Source organism: Halolactibacillus miurensis, from assembly GCF_900116255.1.
GTDB classification, from domain to species: Bacteria; Bacillota; Bacilli; order Bacillales; family Amphibacillaceae; genus Halolactibacillus; species Halolactibacillus miurensis.
This window is the reverse complement of sequence record NZ_FPAI01000025.1, coordinates 23,736-40,766: the sequence shown is the minus strand read 5'-3', so window position 1 is coordinate 40,766 and position 17,031 is coordinate 23,736. Positions and strand designations below refer to the sequence as shown.

The following is a 17,031-nucleotide window of genomic DNA, read 5'->3' as shown; positions in this document are numbered from 1 at the left end:
AAGCAATATCAAATAGCATAAAAAATTTTTAAGACAAATATTGAAATTCTGGTCGTGTTTGATTTTTTAAAAAGAGCAATTATGAAATTGATTCAAGTAGTATAATGATAAAATAATGTTACGTCTCATGAGTGTTTAACCTTTTACACGGTATCATAGTTTATGTCAAAAAATCAACTCATGTTGCGGTAAAGAAAGGAGTGAATGAATAAATGAAAAAGCAACACCACTTAGCTGCCTATTTACTGATTGGCTTAGGGCTATATTTTTTAAGTCAACAAATCTACATACCGATAATAAGTGATTTAGCTACTTGGCCGATGTTACTGATGATTGTCGGAGGGATTTTTCTTTTTACCGGTTATAACCATCGTGATTACGATAAATTACTACCTGGTGGTATTTTATTTCTACTTGGCCTTCATTTTTATCTTGAACCATTCTATCCTTACTGGATAGATGAACGCAGTATCTACTTTATTATTGTCGGTCTTGCCTTTTTACTGCGTTACCAACAAACTAAACAAGGCCTTTTAGTTAGCTTTATTTTAATTGGGATTGGTTTATTTACGTTATTATCTAAAAGTGATACGGCATTTCAATATTATATTGAATCATTTATGCAACTGTTAGAAGTATACTGGCCCGTTGGACTGATTATTTTCGGCATCTATTTACTCGTCAAACGAAAGTAATCGTCTATAAAAAATAGATACGCTCATAATAATTACATGTGATAGAAAGAACCACCTTTTTCGTCTGTGACGAAAAAGGTGGTTTATTAATTAAAGAAAACGTTCAATCTCTCGCCAAGCTTCGTCTTTTCCTTGCCCGGTTTCACTAGAAAACGGCACAACAACGTCACCAGCATCTAATTGAAGGGTGTCTTTGACGCGTTTAATATGTTTATGAATTTGTGATTTCTTTAATTTATCTAATTTAGTTGCGACAACAATAACAGGTAACTCATAATGTTTGAGAAATTCATACATAGAGATATCATCTTTTGTCGGTTCATGACGTAAGTCAACGACTAAAATCGTCGCTTTTAAATTTTCACGCTCGGAGAAATACGTTTCCAGCATACGACCCCAAGCTTCACGTTCTTTCTTTGATACTTTTGCATACCCATAACCAGGAACATCTACGAAGTGAAACACTTCATTGATTAAATAAAAATTTAATGTTTGTGTTTTCCCAGGCTTTGATGACGTTCTCGCGAGTGCTTTACGGTTAATCATCTTATTGATAAATGATGACTTCCCTACATTCGAACGTCCAGCTAAGGCAATCTCAGGGTAGCCTTCATCAGGGTATTGCTTCGGTGCAACGGCACTAATTGTAATATCGGACTTTGTTACTTTCATTTACTCCACCTCCACTAATGCATATTTAAGAACATCATCCATGTGCTCAACAGGAATAAAGTTGACATAATCCTTGACACTTTGAGGAATGTCTTCAAGATCTTTTTCATTGTCCTTTGGGAATAGAATCGTCGTAATACCACTTCTATGGGCACTCAATGATTTTTCTTTTAATCCACCAATCGGTAACACTCGACCTCGCAAAGTAATCTCACCGGTCATCCCAACCTCTTTTTTGATTGGGCGCTTCGTAAGGGCTGATATTAGCGCAGTCGCCATCGTTATACCAGCAGATGGTCCGTCTTTTGGTGTCGCACCTTCAGGCACATGAATGTGCAAATCATTTTTCTCGTAAAAGTCAGGAGAAAGACCTAATAGCTCTTGTCTTGAGCGCACGTAACTCATGGCAGCTTGAGCGGATTCCTGCATTACGTCACCTAATTTACCGGTTAACTGTAACTTGCCTTTTCCAGGCACAACACTGACTTCAATACTTAAAATATCGCCGCCAAAGGCCGTATAAGCAAGACCCGTCGCAGTACCAATTAAGTCCTCAGTTTCACGTTCACCATAGCGGTAAGGTGGATGACCGAGAAAGTCGACTAATTTGTTTTTAGTGATAACGATGCGCGTATCTGGAGCATCTAAATGCTGTCTCGCGGCTTTTCTCACTAAGCTCGCTATTTGACGTTCAAGTTGTCTGACACCCGCTTCTCTCGTATAGCGGCGGACAAGTTCTAAAATAGCCTCTTTTCGTATTTGCAGATGATTACCATCTAAGCCGTGTTTTTTTACTTGCTTTGGCACGAGATAATTTTTAGCGATATATTGCTTTTCTATTTCTGTGTAACCTGATAGTTGAATCACTTCCATTCGGTCTAAGAGTGGAGCCGGAATACCATCACGTTGGTTAGCCGTAGCGAGGAAAAGGACTTGACTTAAATCATACGGTTCTTCGATAAAGTGATCACTAAACTGGTGATTTTGTTCTGGGTCAAGCACTTCTAGCATCGCCGATGCGGGATCGCCTCTAAAATCATTCGCCATCTTATCAATTTCATCTAATAAAATTACTGGATTAATTGTGCCGACTTTTTTCATCGCTTGAATCATCCGCCCAGGCATAGCCCCGACATATGTCCGGCGGTGCCCTCTAATTTCTGATTCATCTTTCACCCCTCCGAGTGAGACACGGGTAAACCTTCGTCCCATTGCCCGGGCAATAGACTGAGCAAGTGAGGTTTTCCCAACACCTGGTGGGCCAACGAGACAAAGAATCGGTCCACTTAAATCATGCGTTAATTGTTGTACGGCAATGAATTCTAAAATGCGCGCTTTAATCTTTTCTAGACCGAAGTGGTCTTGGTCAAGAATCTTTTCTGCTTTATGAATATCTAAAACATCAGGGGTCATCTCTTGCCATGGCAACTGGATTAACCAGTCTAAATAATTTCTAATGATACCAGATTCCGCTGATGTTTGAGGAATCCGTTCAAACCGGTCTAACTCACTTTTAGCGAGTTGTTTTATCCGGTCCGTCATATCACTATCTTCAATTTTTTTTAGTAAATCATTGACATCTTTTTGTTTACCATCTTTATCGCCAAGTTCTTTTTGAATCACTTTCATCTGTTCACGAAGGTAAAATTCCTTTTGTGATTGTTCAATCGTCTTTTTCACTTTTTGATTGATTTGCTTTTCCAGCTTCAGTAATTCTTGTTCATTTGATAACATCTGAATAAGTACTTTGGCACGCTCTTCTAAATCAATCAGATCAATCAATAATTGCTTTTGACTAATTTTAATATTTAAATAAGAACTCACCACATCACTAATATGTGACAGGTCATCAATGTCCATTATATCCTGATAGGTTTCTTTTGATAACTTCGGTGACAGGTCAACATAACGTTTAAATCCCTCTGCAATAGTGCGGATCAGTGCATCCTCTTTCAATTCACTCTCTGGCTTCACTTCTATTAACTTGTCAACAGCCGTTGTATAGTAGGTCTCATGTTTCGTGACGGCAGATGTTTCGGCTCGGTAGAGCCCTTCGACTAAGACGCGAAATGTGCCGTTTGGTAATTTCAACATTTGTTTGATATAACCAACGACACCTGTCGTAAATAATTCATCTGTTTCTGGTAACTTCACACTTGTATCACGTTGAGCTACAAAAATGACGCGTCGGTCTCCTGCCATTGCTTGTTCAACCGCATCAATCGACACTTTTCGACCAATATCTAAATGCATGACAACATTTGGAAACACAACGGTGCCTCTCAGTGGTACGAGTGGTATATGTGGTTTTTTCGCCATACCATCCCTCTTCTCTTGAAATTCAACACTTTAAATTGTCTTAATTTTTATCATTCTTTTATTTAGTGATTAAAGAATAGAAAATCCCTTGTGAGACACAAGGGATTCATTTTTCATATCCTTTTCTTTACGCAAGCTCTGAACCATCTTCTAGTAACAATTTCGGACGATTGGCTTCATCTTCCACTGTTTCTTTTGTGATGATACAGGTCTTAATATCTTCACGTGATGGTAATTCATACATCACATCAAGCATAATCCCTTCAAGGATTGAACGAAGACCACGGGCCCCTGTATTGCGTTCCATTGCTTTATGTGCAATCGCGACAAGTGCATCGTCTTCAAATGCTAATTCTACGTTATCCATTTCGAATAAGCGTTTATATTGTTTCACGAGTGCATTCTTCGGTTGCGTTAAAATCTGTACGAGCGCATCTTGATCAAGTGGTTCAAGTGCTCCGATAATTGGTAAACGACCGATAAATTCTGGAATCAAACCGAATTTAAGTAAATCTTCAGGTAAGACTTTTTGTAGGAGTTGGGCTTTATCCATATCATTAATAGAGGTTTCAGCACCAAAGCCAATCACACGCTTACCTAGACGACTTTTAATGATTTGATCAATCCCGTCAAAAGCACCACCAACGATGAATAACACATTTGTCGTATCGATTTGAATAAACTCTTGATGCGGGTGCTTACGTCCACCTTGCGGCGGAACACTGGCAACTGTGCCTTCTAAGATTTTAAGTAAGGCTTGTTGCACACCTTCTCCACTCACATCACGTGTAATCGATGGATTTTCTGATTTACGTGCGACTTTGTCGATCTCATCAATGTAGATAATCCCTTTTTCAGCCTTTTCAACATCATAATCCGCCGCTTGAATCAGTTTAAGTAAGATATTTTCAACATCTTCTCCAACATATCCTGCTTCCGTTAAAGACGTCGCATCGGCGATCGCAAATGGCACATTCAAAATACGCGCTAGTGTTTGAGCAAGTAATGTTTTACCGCTACCCGTTGGTCCAATCATCGCGATATTACTTTTTTGAAGTTCTACATCCCCCGCTGATTTTGGTGCATTAATTCGTTTATAGTGATTATACACTGCAACCGATAAATTACGTTTTGCTTTTGTTTGACCAATGACATAATCATCTAAAATTTGATTGATTTCTTGAGGCTTTGGTACCTCAGTGAAGCTCATTTCTTCATCTGTTCCTAATTCTTCTTCCACAATCTCGGCACATAAATCAATACATTCATCACAAATATACACACCAGGTCCTGCGACTAATTTCCTTACTTGGTCTTGACTTTTACCACAAAAGGAACATTTTAATTGTCCTTTTTCTTCGTTAAATTTATACATTCAGTTCACCTCTCTATAATAAACACCATCATATTGATTGATTTTGTTTGCTTTCATTATCATATCAAAGAATCTTAAAGAATTAAAATAATAGCCCTTATTCTGCTTCAAATCTTCTTTAATAGCCAAATATTTTGCTTTTCAGATGCAAAAGCATATGTATTTTATCATAAGTTATAGCCGATGTCTTTTAAAAAGATACCGAATGCCTAATCTTTTGATTTTTAGCGCGACATTAAAAAAGACCAAAAAAAATATGTTGGATCTTTCTATGTCAACATGGCATCATTTAGGTATGTATGTATCACATTAAAAATGGTAGAAAACAAGGCGATACATGATCGCCTTGTTTTACTCCCTAATATAAAAGTAATCTTACTTAGTCACGCTGTTGTCTACTAAGAAATCAATCGCTTTTTTAAATTTAAGATCTTCTTTAATGGCGTCTGTGTTACCACCTAGCATTTGTGTTAATTGATCCATTTCTAGGTTGTACATATCTGCCATTGATTGAAGTTCTTCTTGTACGTCTTCATCTGTTGCTTCAAGGTTCTCTACTTGACCAATTGCTTCAAGTGCAAGATTTGTTTGTACACGTTTTTGTGCATCTTCTTTCATTTGGTCTTTTAATTGATCTTCTGTTTGACCTGAGAATTGAGAATACATGTCAAGTGTCATACCTTGTTGTTGCAAGCGTTGTTCAAATTCACGTACCATACGATCTAATTCGGTATCAACCATTGCTTCTGGAATATCGATTTCTGCGTTCTCAGTCGCTTGGTTAATAAGTGATTCACGTACCGCTGCGTCAGCTTCATTTTGTTTTTGTTCTTCAAGACGTTTCTTTGTTTTTTCTTTCAGTTCAGCAAGTGTTTCCACTTCATCATCCACGTCTTTAGCAAACTCATCGTCCATTTCTGGTAATTCTTTCGCTTTAACTTCATGGATTTTAACTTTGAATGTTGCTGGTTGACCTGCAAGGTTTTCAGCGTGGTATTCTTCTGGGAAAGTGACTTCTACTTCTGTTTCTTCGCCAGTTGTTTTACCGATTAATTGTTCTTCAAATCCAGGAATAAATGAACCTGAACCGATTTCTAATGAATGGTTTTCAGCCGCGCCACCTTCAAATGCTTCGCCATTAACGAAACCTTCAAAGTCGATCACAACTGTGTCGCCATTTTCAATCGCGCCTTCTTCTTTTACAACTAACTCAGCAAGTGATTGACGTTGGTTATCTAAGTCTTTTTCTACGTCTTCGTCTGTAACGTTAACGTCTACTGCTTCAACTTCTAAACCTTTGTAGTCACCAAGTTTAACTTCTGGTTTAACCGTCACTTTTGCTGTAAAGTGTAGTGCTTGACCTTTTTCGATTTGTGTAATATCGATTTCTGGTTGATCCACTGGTTCAATACCTGCTTCATCAACTGCGTTTGAATACGCTTCTGGAAGTACGATGTCTACAGCATCTTGGTAGAGTGATTCTACACCAAAACGTTGTTCGAACATGCCACGTGGAATACGTCCTTTACGGAATCCTGGTAATTGTACGTCTTTTACGACTTTTTTGAAGGCTTGATCAAGCGCTTCGTTAAATTGTTCTGCTGATACTTCTACGGTAAGAAGACCTTCATTGCCTTCTTGTTTTTCCCATTTAGCTGTCATTAAAATTCCCTCCATTATTACATATATATTAATTTTATTTGCCGTTCATCTATGATACGTTAGCTCTGTTTCACAACCGAACGCAAACTACAACCATTATATTATAACATAAACCTTTTCTGTTTCAAGATTTAGTGTTCAAGTGGTTGTAAATTTCTTAAACAATTAACACCTTCTATTCTTCTAGTAGTGAAAAATAGAGTTGTTCTGCCTCCATTAACTGTATCAATTTATCTTCTACTTCTTTTGAAACAGCATTTTTAGGATCATTAAACGCTTGATTGACAATCGTCACAATCGCCTCTTTTAACACACCTGCGTCTTCCTCTTCAACAAAAGGATAACGCACATAAATAAAGCGTTCAAGTATTTGCATCGCTAGCCGATAAAAAGATGGATTTCTTTCTTCTATTTCCCGCAACATTTTTTGGACGTCTTTATAAACCGGATGGTCCGTAAAGTACGGATAAGTTTTTGGATTAAGCATCATCTCTTGATTGAATTTATGTATCGATATGACCTCATCGATGCGATTTGCCTGCATCAGACTGATAATCACGGATTGAACAACCGGATGGGTATCACCTGTAAGTAATGTTTTAAACATATCTAAATAAGGCGTAATATCTGATTGTTGTAAATGATTAATTAAGTGCCACTGCGCCAGGGTGTTGTGATTGTTCATCGCATCGTTTAGCTCACGCTTTGTTACCGTTATTTCTGAGCTAATCTCCTCATCAACGAGCGGTTCATTAATTTCTAATAAATTTTCAAATTGATGGCGATACGTAACGTCTTTTACATTAACAAGGACTGTTTCTAATAACTCTTTCACTTTTTTATGTTTATGAAATTGAAATAACAATGTCGCATAAATATGTATGTAAATCAGATAATCATCCGTATGTTGGTCAATCATTGTTTCTAAAAATAATTCCGCTTCTCGTAATTCACCTAATTCAGCTAAACAAGTCACTTTTGCGACCATGATGTCCACATCATGTACACCATAGGCTATTAACTCATCAAAGACGGGTAACGCCTTTTTATACTGATGTCCTCTAAAGTAATCAAACGCTTCTTTTTCTAGCCGCTCTTGTTCTTTTGGAAAGAGTACGAGCCGATTTGAACCTTGATCTTCTTTTTTCATCTCTTCACCCCCTCGTGTTAACTAATATGTCGATTTCTATCACTTTTAAAAATTTCAACTATGTATTTTGTCCTAGTTACAAGGATACCCTAAAATCGAAAAAAGTAAACAAGACTTTCAGACTTTTATCATCGTTTAACTTTTTATTTTTTCACCCCTTTTTGTGCACGTATATCTTCATCAACTGACCAAGCTTTTTCCTCCACTAACTTTCTTACCTTTTCAATCGCTTGATCTTCATATAAATGAATCACATGCTCTTCTAGGAACTTCACAAATTGATCCGTCGCGACACTGCCGATTTCTAAGTCAAATTCTGTTTCTAAATAACCTCTGATGGCATCTGTCGCTTTTACATACTCATCTCTATTTAAAGTCATAATTATCACCTCGTTACATTTAAGTATTGTTAAAAAGACTACTCACCCATTATAACGTAAAAATGAAAGTCTGCATAAGTTCTCATAACGAAAAACCTCACAACCGATTTGGGCACAAAAATATCCCATGAAAGGTTCGAACTCCCGACCCACGGCTTAGACGGATATATACTCTAGTTTATTAAACCTTCTTATAAAAATACAATAACATAAAAAAGAGCCTTGATAGACTCTTAAATAGGTGACAACATGACTATTCTGAATCTACATAATTGGCACTAACGGTAATTTCATATTGATCTATTAGAAAATTAACGTTATATCTCGGAAAAATTTTAAACGTTTCGTTTGCTTTTATTTCTACAACGCCATGAATTTCATCATAATCTTTATTTACAAAAATAACCGTTTTATTTTCTGAGTTAGTTAACACATTCATAGCGTCATGATAATAAAATGACAAATGCTCAAATTGCAGCTCTTTCATTTTTGACCCCTCCCCTTTTACCAAGCACTTTATTATATCCATACAAACAATTATTTAACAACACATAATGGTCCTCCATTAGTCCCTAGATTCGGAAACTATAGCTTCTAGTAAAAACAAAAAACCTCACAACCGTTGAGGCTGTAAGGTTTTCGTTAGCATCCCAGGAGAGATTCGAACTCCCGACCCACGGCTTAGAAGGCCGTTGCTCTATCCAGCTGAGCTACTGGGACATACTGGAGCGGGTGAAGGGAATCGAACCCTCATCATCAGCTTGGAAGGCTGAGGTTTTACCACTAAACTACACCCGCGTGGATTAATTAATGTCAATTATTTCTCTAACAGACAAAATATATTATAGTTTTTTTGAGGGATAATGTCAATATCTTTTTGGGATTTTTGTATTTTAACTTGAAAGTACCATTTAAATAACCGAGGTAAAAAAATGATAAAGATTACTTTTAAGCTCATATTTTATGACAAAGGGCACGTTAGCCCTTGTCATTATAAAGTATATTGGGCCGCTAGATTTTTTACTTCTTTGCCGTTTAATTGATAAAAATTAATCTTATACGTGTGATCATCCCAAGACAAAATCGCATACGTTTCTTCTTGTCTCCCGCGCGGGAGACGAATACTTCCTGGATTGATGACGATTTGATCCCCCACCTTTGTCGCATGTGCTAAATGCGAGTGACCATGACAAACAATCGTCGCTTGTTGTTCTGATGCTTGATAGGTGATTGCGTCAAGTGTCATTTTCACATTATGATGGTGACCGTGCGCCACAAAAAAACGTGTCCCTTTAATCTCCACAGTTAAATCCTCAGGGTACTCAGGATCATAATCACAGTTACCCGTTACCTTTAAAAAATCAACCATAGCTGGATGAGCATAATCAAGTTCTGAGTCGCCACAGTGAATCATCGCATCGACTTTGTGTTTATATTGATCTTTTAATTGTTGAACTTCATCTTTAAATCCGTGACTATCACTTGTGATTAATACTGTAGGCATTTGATCATCTCCTTGTTACTGCTGTTCTAACCAATCAGCAAGTTTTTTTAATGCATTTCCTCGGTGACTGATGGCTGCTTTTTCTTTAGGGGTTAGCTCTGCCATGGATTTTGTTTCACCTTCCGGTTTAAAAATCGGATCATATCCAAAACCGTTTTCCCCACGTCTCTCATACAAAATCTTACCCTCACAATATCCATGCTTGACGATTGTCTCTTTCCCTGGCTCACTTACCGCAATCGCACAAACAAACCGAGCGGTACGGTCTTTTTCTTCTACACCTTTTAAATTTTCAAGCACTTTATCGATATTTTTCTCATCATCTTTTTCAAGTCCCGCATACCGCGCAGAATACACACCCGGCTCCTTGTTTAAAGCATCAACTTCAAGACCTGAGTCATCGCTAATCACCGGCATATTTAATAGTGTGGCAATCGCTTCTGATTTCAATGTGGCGTTTTCACTAAATGTCGTGCCTGTTTCTTCAACATCCTCAATCGAGTCTAAGTCTAACAGCGAGATGACTTTTATGCCTTTAGGTTCAAATAATACCTTAAAGTCATCCACTTTTCCTTGGTTTTTTGTCGCAATTAAAATTTTATCCATTGTTTAGCTCCTCAAATAACAGGTTTAAATTTAGCTATATACATTTCTTACGCATATCATACCATTTTTTATTTGTCGATATCAATGATGAAAAGCTTATAGCAATTACAAGGGAGTTAAAATACTTCTATCATATTTCTAGTTTAATAATGCTAGCTTGATCTAAATCCGCACACCTGGGAGTTTGACACTCCAATTCTTTAAAAAAGCTCTTTAGTAGAATAGACTCATTGTCAAGGACATTTTACAGGGGTTAGAGAGATTTTATTTAAATTAAGTGTCAAACTTGAGATTTAATACAATTAATATGGTAAAATATATTTAAATACTAATTAATGACTAAGTGCGATCGATATGCTCACATAAAAAACTCAGATGATTCGCACCACTTTCAATTATATTTTGTGTTTGCACTTGATATTTAAGTAGTAGTATGATCAAAATTTATGAATAAACTTAATCATTTTTGCGTTTTATGCAACAAAACATAAAATTTTGTTGCATAATTCGCTGTCGCACCCTATATGGGTGCGTGGATTGAAATATTCATCTGTTTTTTGACGCCAGAGGTAGACTCCAGTAAAATAATTATATTGACATGATATATATTCAAATTAAATAGAGGTGGATAATCATGGTATTAGATAATAAATTAGGGCTATCAAATCAAGTAGCGCTCGCGAAAGCTGAGGAAAAAATAAGTAAACAAAAAGCAAAAGATTTATATGATACAGGGAAAATCAACGAGATGGAGATTGGTACCTTTAAAGGTCTATCAGATATTCATACATATTTATTTTCAGAGATTTATGATTTTGCCGGAAAAATTCGGCACGTGAATATCGCAAAAGGCAACTTTAGATTTGCGCCAGTAATGTATCTCGAGGCATCTATTAACCATATAGACGGCATGCCACAAAACACTTATGAAGACATTATCAAAAAATACGTCGAAATGAACATTGCTCATCCGTTTCGAGAAGGAAATGGCAGAAGCACGAGAATCTGGTTAGATTTAATTTTGAAAAAGGAATTAAATAAAGTGATCAATTGGAATTTGGTGGATAAAGAAAAATATTTATCAGCTATGGAACGCAGTCCTGTTAATGACTTAGAGATTAGATACTTACTGTTGGATGCTTTGACAGATAAAGTAGATGACCGAGAGCTTTACTTGAAAGGCATTGATGTCAGTTATTATTATGAGGGATATTCAGAATATACGACCGAAGATTTATAGTTGACGTACCCTTACCAAAATACGTAATCAAGCAATTAAAAACACCGCTAAATCAACAATCAAGTTGAATTAACGGTGTTTTTAATTTGTGTTGTCTTCCTATACTTCCTTGTTAATCAATTGCGCATAATCGCCAATCGCTTCTTTTTGATACTCAAACAGATCGTTGATTCCCTTTTCTGCTAGAGCTAACATATCAAGTAATTGTTGATGAGTGAAAGTAGATTCTTCTCCAGTACCTTGCACTTCCACAAACTCACCTTTACCTGTCATGACAATATTCATATCAACAGCCGCTTCAGCGTCTTCCACATATTCAAGGTCTAAAATACTTTCACCGTCCGGCATGACGCCAACAGAAATCGCCGCTAAATAATCGGTTAGTGGAATGGTTTCAAGGACGTTGTTGTCAACAAGTTTACCTAAAGCTAGGACCATGGCGACAAATGCACCCGTAATCGATGCTGTACGCGTCCCACCGTCTGCTTGAATCACATCACAATCGATCCAAATCGTGCGTTCACCTAATTTATCTAAGTCGACAACAGCTCTAAGGGCACGACCAATCAAGCGCTGGATTTCCATCGTACGGCCACTTAATTTCCCTTTAGCAGCCTCACGTATGTTTCTTTGTTGGGTTGCGCGTGGCAACATTTGATATTCTGCCGTAATCCAACCCTTCCCTTGATTACGCATAAATGGCGGAACGCGCTCTTCAATCGACGCATTACAAATGACTTTTGTATCTCCCACTGTGATAAGGACAGATCCCTCTGGGTGTTTAACAAAGTCTGTTTCAATCATAATATGTCGTAGTTCGTTGTTTAATCGGTTATTTGGTCTCAAAATTAGTTCCCCCTTTAATTATCTTCCTTATCGTAACACATTTTGGACTTAAAGCGCGCGTTTTATTCCGTTATCTTTTAGATTTGATTTGTCTGTCTTCTCTCTCATCAATCCTGTTTCATTGTATTGACAACTCAAGACACAATCAAAAACCAGATACAGCTAACACATCTTCTCTTGACATCACATCTAATACGTCCATCGATTGATCAACCGTCAGTTGCTCTACACCTTCAACTTTTAATTCAACTTGATTAATATCAACAAACTCTGTCAATGTTAATACCATGGTTTCTATAACATTTTTTGTAAGCGCGCCTTCAGATGTTAGCACGTCTTGAGAGAGTATAATAGAGACTAAGTCATCTGTTTGTGTCACACTTTCCACTTCCACTTTTTTACTCACGACATGTGACACATTCTCATACACACCAGGTCCGTCCAACAAAGACTCAACGACCTGTTCTTTCAAATTCGTTGTGTTTGGTAGATAGTTTGTTGTTGGGATAAAATAACAGGTGTTATCAATATAATATGGATAGTAGAGGGTCACAGGTGTGGTTGTGAGGTAATCAACCCCTTCAGTCTTTAACACATTAATACCATCTCCTCTACTGTAGCCATCTGCGATGACGGTCTGTTGTTTTGGTAACACATCAAGTGGTTCTCCTTCGACCCATAACTTAATCCGGTCAATATTATTAAAACTTGTCGCTGTATAGGTCAGCGCTTCTAACATATCGGTTTCCTTCTCACCATCATAATTTAAAAATTCCGCTGATAAATCGATGATCGCTGTTTCATCATCGGTAATATTAATCCCTCTTACCCTTGTATTTTCTGGTAAAACCGCTGTTAAGCCGGTTGGTAAAAATGGCTCAACTGGACCATTTGTCACTAAGTATTCAATGGCTTGTTTTAAGACGGCACGGTCTTCTTGCATGGGCAATAACATGTGTTTTGGTACCACATACCCATCGTTCGATAAAAAATAAAGGGCGCGATTTTCCGTCGGTTGTTCTTCGACATTTACCTCATAACTATCTTCTGGTAAGCTCACCGTTTCGTCTTCTTTATCACATCCCGATAACATCACTAGGCTTACCATCATCAACATAATTATACATCGTTTCATCACTATATCTCCTCCCGTCTCATACTCTTTATAGCTACTATATGAGAGGGATAGTCTATTTTAGACCGGAGACTTCATTTAAAACACAAAAAACTACTCACCTGAGTGAGTAGCTTTATTCCTTGTTATTCCGTTCTATCATCAATGACCACTTGTTCAATGTGCTCAATTGGTTGGTCCATCCATCGGTTCGCAATCTGCTTAAAGATTTCCTCCGAACCCGTTGTATAAAATTCATGCGTCAACGGTTCATGTGATTCATTATGCAACCCTTGATAACTTAAAATCGCACTCACCTCACGCGCTGTTTCTTCACCGGAAGAAATAATATTCACCTTATCTCCCATCACTTTTTGAATCGGATCGTGTAAGATCGGGTAATGCGTACAGCCTAAAATGAGTGTATCTAGTTGTTCATAAGCCTTCAGTGGTTCAAGGGCGTGTCTGACAATATCCTCACTCGCCTCCACAGAAAAACGCCCACTCTCAACAAGCGGGACAAATTGCGGACAACTGAGACCGTGAACCGTTAAATCCTCTGAAATGCTATAAAGTGCATCCGGATAAGCATCTGACTCTATCGTCCCAACGGTGCCAATGACACCGATGTCTTTTGTTTCTGTCACCTTAATGGCTGCTCTCGCTCCTGGTTGAATAACACCAAGGACGGGAATAGACAATGTTTCTTTTAATAAATCTAATGTAAAAGCCGTCGCCGTATTACAGGCAATAACTAAGAGTTTGATATCTTTTTTTAATAGAAAGTTCACCATCTGTTTGGTAAAGGTGATGACTTCTTCTTTCGGTCGTGGGCCGTATGGACAACGGACCGTATCGCCTAAATAGATCAATTGTTCTTTTGGTAATTGACGCATTAATTCTCGAGCCACAGTTAAACCACCAACACCCGAATCAATCACGCCGATTGGTCGATTCACTTCTACATCCCTCATTTTCCATCAGTTGTTTTGTTCTTTTTGCCACTCCATTTTTTCAAGGAGTACACGCATCGTTTTATCGAGTTCACTCACATCTGTCGTCGACATATCATGTAAGACTTCTGCTAAATATTGTTGACGCTTTTCAATCACTTCTTGAATAATTTCTTTTCCTTTATCTAAGAGGTGGATTCTCACGACACGACGGTCCTTTGTATCACGCTTACGTTCAACTAACGTATTCTTTTCCATCCGATCAACTAAATCTGTTGTCGTACTAAAAGCCAAATTTATTTTATTTGATAGCTCACCAATCGTTAAATCGCCATCTTCTAACAGCCACTGCAAGGCAATAAACTGCGGGGTAGTAATACAATAGTTTTTTAAAATTTCACGACCTTTATACTTGATGATCCCGTTAATGTAGCGCATATTTTTTTCAATTCGCACAATCGCATCCATTGATTCCGCCTCCACCGATTGATCCCTTCTTTCTAAAAAAGATTCAAATAATCCTAAACTCCATCATAACATTTTTTAACGATTCACGGTTAAGTTATCATCAAATTTTAATATATAGAGACACAGCACGGTTTGAAGCTTTAAAAGTTATAAAATTATCGTTTTATAAGTAAACCTGTTAAGATAGAGTATGTAAGCCCTAACAGAAATATTGAAATCTAGGAGGAATACATATGAAAACATTACAATTTGGAACAAGCGACTTACACGCAAAAGAAATCGGCTTAGGTCTGATGCGCTTAAGTGAAAAATCACCAGAAGAAGCAGAAGCGATTATTCAAAATGCGCTAGATTTAGGTGTGAACTTCTTTGACCATGCTGATATTTATGGTGGTGGTAAGTCTGAAGAAGTCTTTAGAGAGGCCTTTAAACACGTCTCAGCTAATCGGGAAGATATTTTATTACAATCAAAATGCGGAATTAGAAAAGGATTCTTTGATTTTTCTAAAGAGCATATCTTAACGTCAACAGAAGGGATTTTAAAACGACTTGATACGGATTATTTAGATATTTTACTCTTACACCGTCCAGATGCGTTGGTTGAACCTGAAGAAGTGGCGGAAGCCTTTACTCAGTTAAAACAACAAGGTAAAGTTAAATATTTCGGTGTTAGTAACCATCACCCTATGCAAATCGAGTTATTGAAAAAGTATTTACAAGAGGATCTCATTGTTAACCAAGTGCAATTTTCTCTTATGCATACGCCAATGATTGATTTTGGACTGAACGTTAATATGGCGAATGATAATGGTCAAAACAGAGACCAAGCAATCATTGAGTATAGTCGCTTAAATAATATGACCCTTCAGGCATGGTCACCATTCCAATATGGCCTTATTAAAGGCACCTTCTTAAATAATCCTGATTTTCCTGAGATTAATCAAGCGTTGGATGACATGGCCAAAGCAAAAGGTATCTCTAACACCACCCTCGCAACAGCCTGGATTTTGCGTCACCCGGCTAATATCCAACCGATTGTTGGGACAATGAATACCGATCGATTAAAACAAATCACAGCCGCAAGTGAGATTGAGCTCACACGAGAAGAATGGTATCACCTCTACCAAAAAGCAGGCAACATGTTGCCATAACGCTCTTTAAAACAAAAGTGGCACCGAGTGGTGTCACTTTTGTTGTTAATTGATCGTTAATTCGTTTGTTTTCACCAGATAAACGAGGGCTTGTGTCCGGTCTTTCGCCCCAATCTTTAACATCACATTCGAAATATGATTTCTTACCGTCTTTTCCGTTATCGTCAAACTCTGGGCAATATCAGCGGTCGCATAGCCTTCTGATAATAATTGAAACACATCGCGCTCTCGCTTAGTTAAAACCCGTTTATATTGGTCTGTCATGATAAAGCTCCTCTCTTCACTTCGGCTATAACGCTTCACCTTAGTTATAAGATATGTCGAAACGTCATAATGGTGCTCTACTGACGGCAGTCATTAGTCCAGAACTTATCTTTTACTTTTATAAAAAATAAAAGAAAATGATTGCAGAACAATTAAAAAAACATGATAATAGCTACTAAGGGGGCACGTTCGATGAAAAAAATAGAGCAGTTACAAACGATGTATGAAACGACCGGACTTCATCCAGGCTATGACCTATTACGCTACATGGCGTTACCTGACTTGCTTGGAAAAGACCAAGACACGGTCCTTTATATTTTAGGGAAAAACATGAGTCGGGCACTTGAGATTACCGCAATTAAAGATCTTATTGATGCTTTTAAGCTCATTGGTTTAGGCGACTTAGTCCATGTAAAAGAAAAGCGAAGTGAAGATTTGTTTACTTTAACCTCCCCACTTATTCAAGCGCGTAAAAAAGCCGCGATCAATCAGACCTATCATTTTGAATCAGGTCTCATTAGCGGTGCGATGGAAACGGTTCACGGGTTCCAATGTGAAGCCGAAGAAACAGTTAAAGCTAAGAAAGCACTCGTGGAATTTACAGTCAAACATTATCGTTAGAAAAATGAATT

General features: G+C 37.6%; 18 protein-coding genes and 2 tRNA genes. 4 read left to right on the top strand and 16 right to left on the bottom strand.

Annotated features, from left to right (window positions below; genetic code table 11):
* The first annotated feature begins 212 nt into the window (after positions 1-212).
* Complete coding sequence (locus BM390_RS12605) at positions 213-695, top strand: DUF5668 domain-containing protein (RefSeq protein WP_062318924.1); 483 nt, start codon at positions 213-215, stop codon at positions 693-695.
* A gap of 90 nt (positions 696-785) precedes the next feature.
* Here BM390_RS12605 and yihA read toward each other — a convergent pair whose 3' ends face one another.
* The 11 genes from yihA to BM390_RS12550 form a co-directional block, all read right to left on the bottom strand.
* On the bottom strand, positions 786-1,367 hold the full coding sequence (gene yihA, locus BM390_RS12600) for a ribosome biogenesis GTP-binding protein YihA/YsxC (RefSeq protein WP_062318922.1): 582 nt from the start codon (positions 1,365-1,367) through the stop codon (positions 786-788).
* Entirely contained in the window at positions 1,368-3,686 is a 2,319-nt protein-coding gene (gene lon / locus BM390_RS12595; protein ID WP_062318920.1) for an endopeptidase La, read from the bottom strand. It lies immediately after the preceding gene.
* A gap of 127 nt (positions 3,687-3,813) precedes the next feature.
* On the bottom strand, positions 3,814-5,061 hold the full coding sequence (gene clpX, locus BM390_RS12590) for an ATP-dependent protease ATP-binding subunit ClpX (protein WP_089855200.1): 1,248 nt from the start codon (positions 5,059-5,061) through the stop codon (positions 3,814-3,816).
* 375 nt (positions 5,062-5,436) lie between these two features.
* Positions 5,437-6,723, bottom strand: a complete 1,287-nt coding sequence (tig, locus tag BM390_RS12585) for a trigger factor (RefSeq protein ID WP_062318918.1) — start codon at positions 6,721-6,723, stop codon at positions 5,437-5,439.
* A 175-nt stretch (positions 6,724-6,898) separates the two neighbouring features.
* On the bottom strand, positions 6,899-7,873 hold the full coding sequence (locus tag BM390_RS12580; RefSeq protein WP_062318916.1) for a tetratricopeptide repeat protein: 975 nt from the start codon (positions 7,871-7,873) through the stop codon (positions 6,899-6,901).
* Positions 7,874-8,016: 143 nt separating this feature from the next.
* Positions 8,017-8,253: a DUF2164 family protein gene (locus BM390_RS12575; RefSeq protein WP_062318913.1), complete on the bottom strand. Its 237-nt coding sequence runs from the start codon at positions 8,251-8,253 to the stop codon at positions 8,017-8,019.
* A 253-nt stretch (positions 8,254-8,506) separates the two neighbouring features.
* The gene (locus BM390_RS12570; RefSeq protein WP_062318911.1) at positions 8,507-8,740 is read right to left on the bottom strand and encodes a hypothetical protein; all 234 of its coding nucleotides are present in this window, start codon (positions 8,738-8,740) and stop codon (positions 8,507-8,509) included.
* A gap of 159 nt (positions 8,741-8,899) precedes the next feature.
* Positions 8,900-8,973: transfer RNA gene (locus BM390_RS12565), tRNA-Arg, on the bottom strand.
* A 4-nt stretch (positions 8,974-8,977) separates the two neighbouring features.
* Positions 8,978-9,051: transfer RNA gene (locus BM390_RS12560), tRNA-Gly, on the bottom strand.
* A gap of 193 nt (positions 9,052-9,244) precedes the next feature.
* A complete protein-coding gene (locus tag BM390_RS12555) occupies positions 9,245-9,757 on the bottom strand; it encodes a metallophosphoesterase (RefSeq protein WP_062320888.1) in 513 nt (170 codons plus the stop codon).
* 15 nt (positions 9,758-9,772) lie between these two features.
* Positions 9,773-10,363 carry an XTP/dITP diphosphatase gene (locus BM390_RS12550; RefSeq protein ID WP_062320890.1) on the bottom strand — a complete coding sequence of 197 codons (591 nt, stop codon included), beginning with the start codon at positions 10,361-10,363 and terminating at the stop codon, positions 9,773-9,775.
* A gap of 634 nt (positions 10,364-10,997) precedes the next feature.
* Here BM390_RS12550 and fic point away from each other — a divergent pair.
* On the top strand, positions 10,998-11,603 hold the full coding sequence (gene fic, locus BM390_RS12545) for a protein adenylyltransferase Fic (RefSeq protein ID WP_062320892.1): 606 nt from the start codon (positions 10,998-11,000) through the stop codon (positions 11,601-11,603).
* A gap of 99 nt (positions 11,604-11,702) precedes the next feature.
* On the opposite strand, the gene rph is transcribed toward fic, so the two are convergent.
* From rph to BM390_RS12525, 4 genes are all read right to left on the bottom strand, one after another.
* Positions 11,703-12,449: a ribonuclease PH gene (rph, locus tag BM390_RS12540; RefSeq protein ID WP_062320894.1), complete on the bottom strand. Its 747-nt coding sequence runs from the start codon at positions 12,447-12,449 to the stop codon at positions 11,703-11,705.
* A 145-nt stretch (positions 12,450-12,594) separates the two neighbouring features.
* The gene (locus BM390_RS12535; RefSeq protein ID WP_062320895.1) at positions 12,595-13,584 is read right to left on the bottom strand and encodes a GerMN domain-containing protein; all 990 of its coding nucleotides are present in this window, start codon (positions 13,582-13,584) and stop codon (positions 12,595-12,597) included.
* A gap of 125 nt (positions 13,585-13,709) precedes the next feature.
* Complete coding sequence (gene racE / locus BM390_RS12530; RefSeq protein WP_062320897.1) at positions 13,710-14,522, bottom strand: glutamate racemase; 813 nt, start codon at positions 14,520-14,522, stop codon at positions 13,710-13,712.
* Between the two features lie 21 nt (positions 14,523-14,543).
* Positions 14,544-14,984 (bottom strand): MarR family winged helix-turn-helix transcriptional regulator, encoded by a 441-nt coding sequence (locus BM390_RS12525; RefSeq protein ID WP_089855197.1) that lies wholly within the window; start codon positions 14,982-14,984, stop codon positions 14,544-14,546.
* A 233-nt stretch (positions 14,985-15,217) separates the two neighbouring features.
* On the opposite strand from BM390_RS12525, the gene BM390_RS12520 reads away from it, so the two are divergent.
* Entirely contained in the window at positions 15,218-16,135 is a 918-nt protein-coding gene (locus tag BM390_RS12520) for an aldo/keto reductase (RefSeq protein WP_062320901.1), read from the top strand.
* A 45-nt stretch (positions 16,136-16,180) separates the two neighbouring features.
* On the opposite strand, the gene BM390_RS12515 is transcribed toward BM390_RS12520, so the two are convergent.
* Complete coding sequence (locus tag BM390_RS12515; RefSeq protein WP_062320903.1) at positions 16,181-16,399, bottom strand: helix-turn-helix domain-containing protein; 219 nt, start codon at positions 16,397-16,399, stop codon at positions 16,181-16,183.
* A gap of 192 nt (positions 16,400-16,591) precedes the next feature.
* On the opposite strand from BM390_RS12515, the gene BM390_RS12510 reads away from it, so the two are divergent.
* Positions 16,592-17,020: a DUF2507 domain-containing protein gene (locus tag BM390_RS12510; protein ID WP_062320906.1), complete on the top strand. Its 429-nt coding sequence runs from the start codon at positions 16,592-16,594 to the stop codon at positions 17,018-17,020.
* Positions 17,021-17,031 lie beyond the last annotated feature (11 nt).